The 4060-nt window shown below is 62.4% G+C and carries 5 protein-coding genes and 1 tRNA gene; all 6 read right to left on the bottom strand.

Annotated features, from left to right (window positions below; genetic code table 11):
- Position 1 precedes the first annotated feature (1 nt).
- The 6 genes from WB528_RS25385 to hisD all read right to left on the bottom strand — a co-directional run bounded on the left by WB528_RS25385 (position 2) and on the right by hisD (position 3796).
- A tRNA-Phe gene (locus WB528_RS25385) sits at positions 2-77 on the bottom strand.
- Positions 78-314: 237 nt separating this feature from the next.
- Positions 315-509: a DNA gyrase inhibitor YacG gene (gene yacG / locus WB528_RS25380; protein ID WP_423891879.1), complete on the bottom strand. Its 195-nt coding sequence runs from the start codon at positions 507-509 to the stop codon at positions 315-317.
- Positions 499-1122, bottom strand: a complete 624-nt coding sequence (locus WB528_RS25375; RefSeq protein WP_423891877.1) for a Maf-like protein — start codon at positions 1120-1122, stop codon at positions 499-501. Before WB528_RS25375 ends, yacG begins: the two co-directional genes overlap by 11 nt.
- A gap of 376 nt (positions 1123-1498) precedes the next feature.
- Entirely contained in the window at positions 1499-1963 is a 465-nt protein-coding gene (locus WB528_RS25370) for a low molecular weight phosphatase family protein (RefSeq protein ID WP_423891876.1), read from the bottom strand.
- Positions 1964-2009: 46 nt separating this feature from the next.
- Complete coding sequence (locus WB528_RS25365) at positions 2010-2504, bottom strand: UPF0262 family protein (RefSeq protein ID WP_423891874.1); 495 nt, start codon at positions 2502-2504, stop codon at positions 2010-2012.
- On the bottom strand, positions 2501-3796 hold the full coding sequence (gene hisD / locus WB528_RS25360) for a histidinol dehydrogenase (RefSeq protein WP_423891872.1): 1296 nt from the start codon (positions 3794-3796) through the stop codon (positions 2501-2503). The genes WB528_RS25365 and hisD overlap by 4 nt, the downstream gene beginning before the upstream one ends.
- Positions 3797-4060 lie beyond the last annotated feature (264 nt).

Here is a 4060-nt window from a genome sequence, read left to right as displayed (position 1 = left end):
ATGGTGCCCAGGGGCGGGATCGAACCACCGACACTGCGATTTTCAGTCGCATGCTCTACCAACTGAGCTACCTGGGCGTTCCCTTAAAGACCAGCGAAGCGGCTTGAGGGAGCGGCGGTTTATAGTCAGGACAACCTGTCCTGTCCACCACGCTCCGCCTTCCCGTCCGGCGTAGCCCAAAGGGCGAAGCAGGAAGCACTTCGCGTGGCGCGGTCGCGCGTCAAGCTGATCGCAAAGCATTTTCGGCAGAGCGCGACGAGCGGCGACGGGCCACCACGCAACCTGTTGAAAAAATTGAAAATAATGAAGAAATATCAGTCCGCGTCTTCGTCCTCATTGGTCCGGCCCGGAATCGCATAGGAGCCCGAGAGCCATCGGTTGAGGTCGACATCCCTGCAGCGGTCCGAGCAGAAAGGCTTGGCGGCTGCGGTCGAAGGCTTGCCGCAAATCGGGCATGGCTTTGCCGGCGCGGTGCCGGACGACGCCTTCGTTGGCCGCCTAGCTCGCATTCAGCCAGCCGAAGCGAATCGGAAAACCCTCGCCGCCAAGCAGCGTCACCGATTCATAGAGCGGTAGCCCGACGACATTGGTGTAGGAACCGACCATCTTGACCACGAACGAGCCCGCGATGCCCTGCACGGCGTAGCCGCCGGCTTTGCCGCGCCATTCGCCGGAGCCGATATAGGCCTGGATGTCGTCTTCGGACAGCCGCTTGAAACGCACGCGGCTCTCGATCAGGCGCTGGCGAAACGCCTCTCTCGGCGTCACCAGGCAAATCGCGGTGTAGACGCGATGATTGCGGCCCGACAACAGCCGCAAGCATTGCGCGGCTTCGTCGACCAGATTGGCCTTGGGGAGAATGCGGCGGCCAACCGCAACCACGGTGTCGGCGGCGAGAATGAAGGAGCCGCGCAGTTCATCGTCGAGCTGCACCGATTTGAGCGCGGCGTCGGCCTTGGCGCGGGCGAGCCGGTTGGCGCAGGCGCGCGGCAGCTCGCCGCGCCTTGGAGTTTCATCGACATCGGCGGGACGCAGCGCATCGGGCTCGATGCCGGCCTGATTGAGCAGGCTAAGACGGCGCGGCGAACCTGAAGCGAGAACCAGTTTGGGACGGCCAAGCATGGAGATTAAGTCGGCGGGAGGGATTTAGGGCCTAGTGCCGCCTATTTGAAGTTCCTGCACTACAAGCGGCGAGTTCTGTTCAGGAACTTCAAATAGAAAAGCGGCACTAGAATCAATAAGTTTGCTAGTGCCCATAGCTTTCCGAAGTCCGTGAAAAGGTCGTGCTGAGAGGTAACACGGACTTCGGAAAGTGGGCACCAGGATGCGCGCGGAACCTATCGGAAGGCACACGCTGAGACAACCATGCATTCGTTACCGGCACGACAAACAGCGCGCCCGCTAAATGCCCGCTGTGCTTGGGGAAAAAGCGCTGATATCCGGCCGTCACGAAGCCGCAACATCGGCTTCCTTCAGGAACCGCCTTACGGCTGCTTCCTCAGCCGCTGGCGGCAGCGACCCTGGAAAAGCGCTTGCGGATGCGCAATAGCAAGCCGTCGCAGACCTCGCGATAGGCATCGAGCTTCTGATCGCGGCTTCCCTCGACGGCGGTCGGGTCCGGCGTCGGCCAGTATTCGACATCGGCCGCGAGCGTCCGCGTCAGGTCGAGCGCCTTGTGGTGCGCCTCCGGCGACAGCGTGATGATGAGGTCGAAGTTGAGTCCTTCCCAGTCATCCAGTTCCTCGAACGTCATCGGCCGGTGGTGGGAGATATCCTGGCCGAGTTCGGCCATCACCGCGACCGCGAACGGATCGAGCTCGCCCTTTCTCACGCCGGCGGACCGGACGTAGAGCGCCTGCGGAAACATCTGCTGAAGCAGGCTTTGCGCCATCGGAGAACGCACGCTGTTGAACGCGCAGGCAAACAGCACAGCCTGCGGAGCACGCAAGAGTGGCGCCGCCATCAGGGTTTTTTCGGTTGGCGCATCACCGTGCCCGGGATCATGCGGCTCAACCCTTCCAGTGCAGGACGCAGATCAGCGTGAACAGGCGGCGCGCGGTTTCGAAATCGACCCGCACCTTGCCCTTCAGCCGCTCCTGCAATGTGCGCGATCCTTCGTCATGGATACCGCGGCGGCCCATGTCGATCGCTTCGATCCGGTCCGGCGTCGCGGTACGGATCGCCTGATAGTAGCTGTCGCAAATCATGAAATAGTCTTTCACGATTCGCCGAAACGGCGTCAGCGAGAGCAGATGCGCCACCACCGGCGAGCCATCCCCGCGGCGGATGTCGAAGGCGAGGCGATTGCCGGTGATGCTGAGATTGAGCGTAAAGGGTCCGTCCTCGACGCCTTCAGGCGCGAACAGGTTCTGCTCGATCAAATCGTAGATCGCGATTGCGCGCTCATGCTCGATATCGGGACCGGAACGGCCGATCGATTCCTCGTCGAGCGTGACAGCGACAATGCGATTTTTCGAATCGTCTCCTGGCGGCGGCTGGGTCATGGCAGGTTGAGACGTATTCCGACGGAACGCGAATGGGCATCGAGACCCTCGGCCTTGCCGAGCGTCATGGCCGCCGGGCCAAGCTGGCGCAGCTGGTCGGGCCCGCATTTGAGCACCGACGTCCGCTTCATGAAGTCGAGGACGCCAAGTCCCGATGAAAATCGCGCCGAGCGCGCGGTCGGCAGCACATGGTTGGAGCCGCCGACATAATCGCCGATCGCTTCAGGCGTGTGCGGCCCGAGGAAGATGGCACCGGCATTGCGGATTTTCGATGCGAGCGCTTCCGGGTCGGCGGTCATGATTTCCAGGTGCTCGGCAGCCAGAGCGTCTGCCAACGCAACCGACTCATCGATGGTCTTCACCCGAATGATGGCTCCGAAATCCCGCCACGAGGCGCGCGCGATCTCCGCACGCGGCAGCGGCGACAATTGCGTTTCGACCGCGCGGGCGACGTCGGCGGCGAGCGCAGCGTCGTTGGTGATCAGGATCGATTGCGCGTTGGCGTCATGCTCGGCCTGCGCCAGCAGATCGGCGGCGATCCACGCCGCATTCGCAGTATGGTCGGCGATCACCAGCACCTCCGAGGGGCCCGCGATCATGTCGATGCCGACCTTGCCGAACACCAGCCTCTTGGCGGCGGCGACATAGGCATTGCCGGGCCCGACGACCTTGGCGACCGGCGCGATGGTCGCCGTGCCATAGGCCAGCGCCGCCACCGCCTGCGCACCGCCAACGCGGTAGATTTCGGACACCCCGGCGAGATTTGCCGCCGCCAGCACCAGCGGATTGAGCTTGCCGTCCGGAGACGGCACCACCATCACCATGCGGCCGACGCCAGCCACCTTCGCCGGCACCGCGTTCATCAACACCGACGACGGATAGGCGGCGGTGCCGCCGGGCACATAGAGGCCGACCGATTCGATGGCGCTCCATCGCCAGCCGAGTTCGACGCCAAGCGCGTCAGTGAAGCGTTCGTCCCTGGGCAATTGCCGGCGGTGGAAACTCTCGATCCGGTCACGCGCCAATTCAAGCGCGGCCATCGTCTCGCGGTCGCAGGCCTTCACCGCCTGCTGGATTTCGTCGGCACTGATCCGCAGGCGCGCGGCATCGATGTCGAGCCGGTCGAACTTTTGCGTCGCTTCGATCAGCGCCGCATCGCCACGGGCAGCGACATCATCGACAATGCGCCGGCTGGCCGCCTCGACATCGGCGGCCACCTCACGCTTCATCGCCAGGAATGCGCGGAACGCTGCCGCGAAATCGGGGCTGGTGGTGTCGAGCAGAATGGGCATGGCGGCTTTCCGAAACGTACTAGTGGTCCGATTCTAACATTCGCATCCCGTCTCAGTGGCCACTTTTGCGAATGTTAGAATCAAAAGGACCACTAGCAAATATAAGTTTCTAGAGGAGTTTTGGATTTGACATTTGCTTGACGAACTCGCGGCCAGGTGGGTAGCGAATGTCAAATCCACTCCACTAGTGTCTCGATTCCAAAGTTCGTATCATTGTGCGGCCCCTCGTTTACGAACTTCGGAATCGATAGGACACTAGCAAAC

Origin of the sequence: Bradyrhizobium sp., assembly GCF_049586575.1 — a bacterium.
Lineage (GTDB): Bacteria > Pseudomonadota > Alphaproteobacteria > Rhizobiales > Xanthobacteraceae > Bradyrhizobium.
This window is presented reverse-complemented; position numbering and strand designations above follow the sequence as displayed.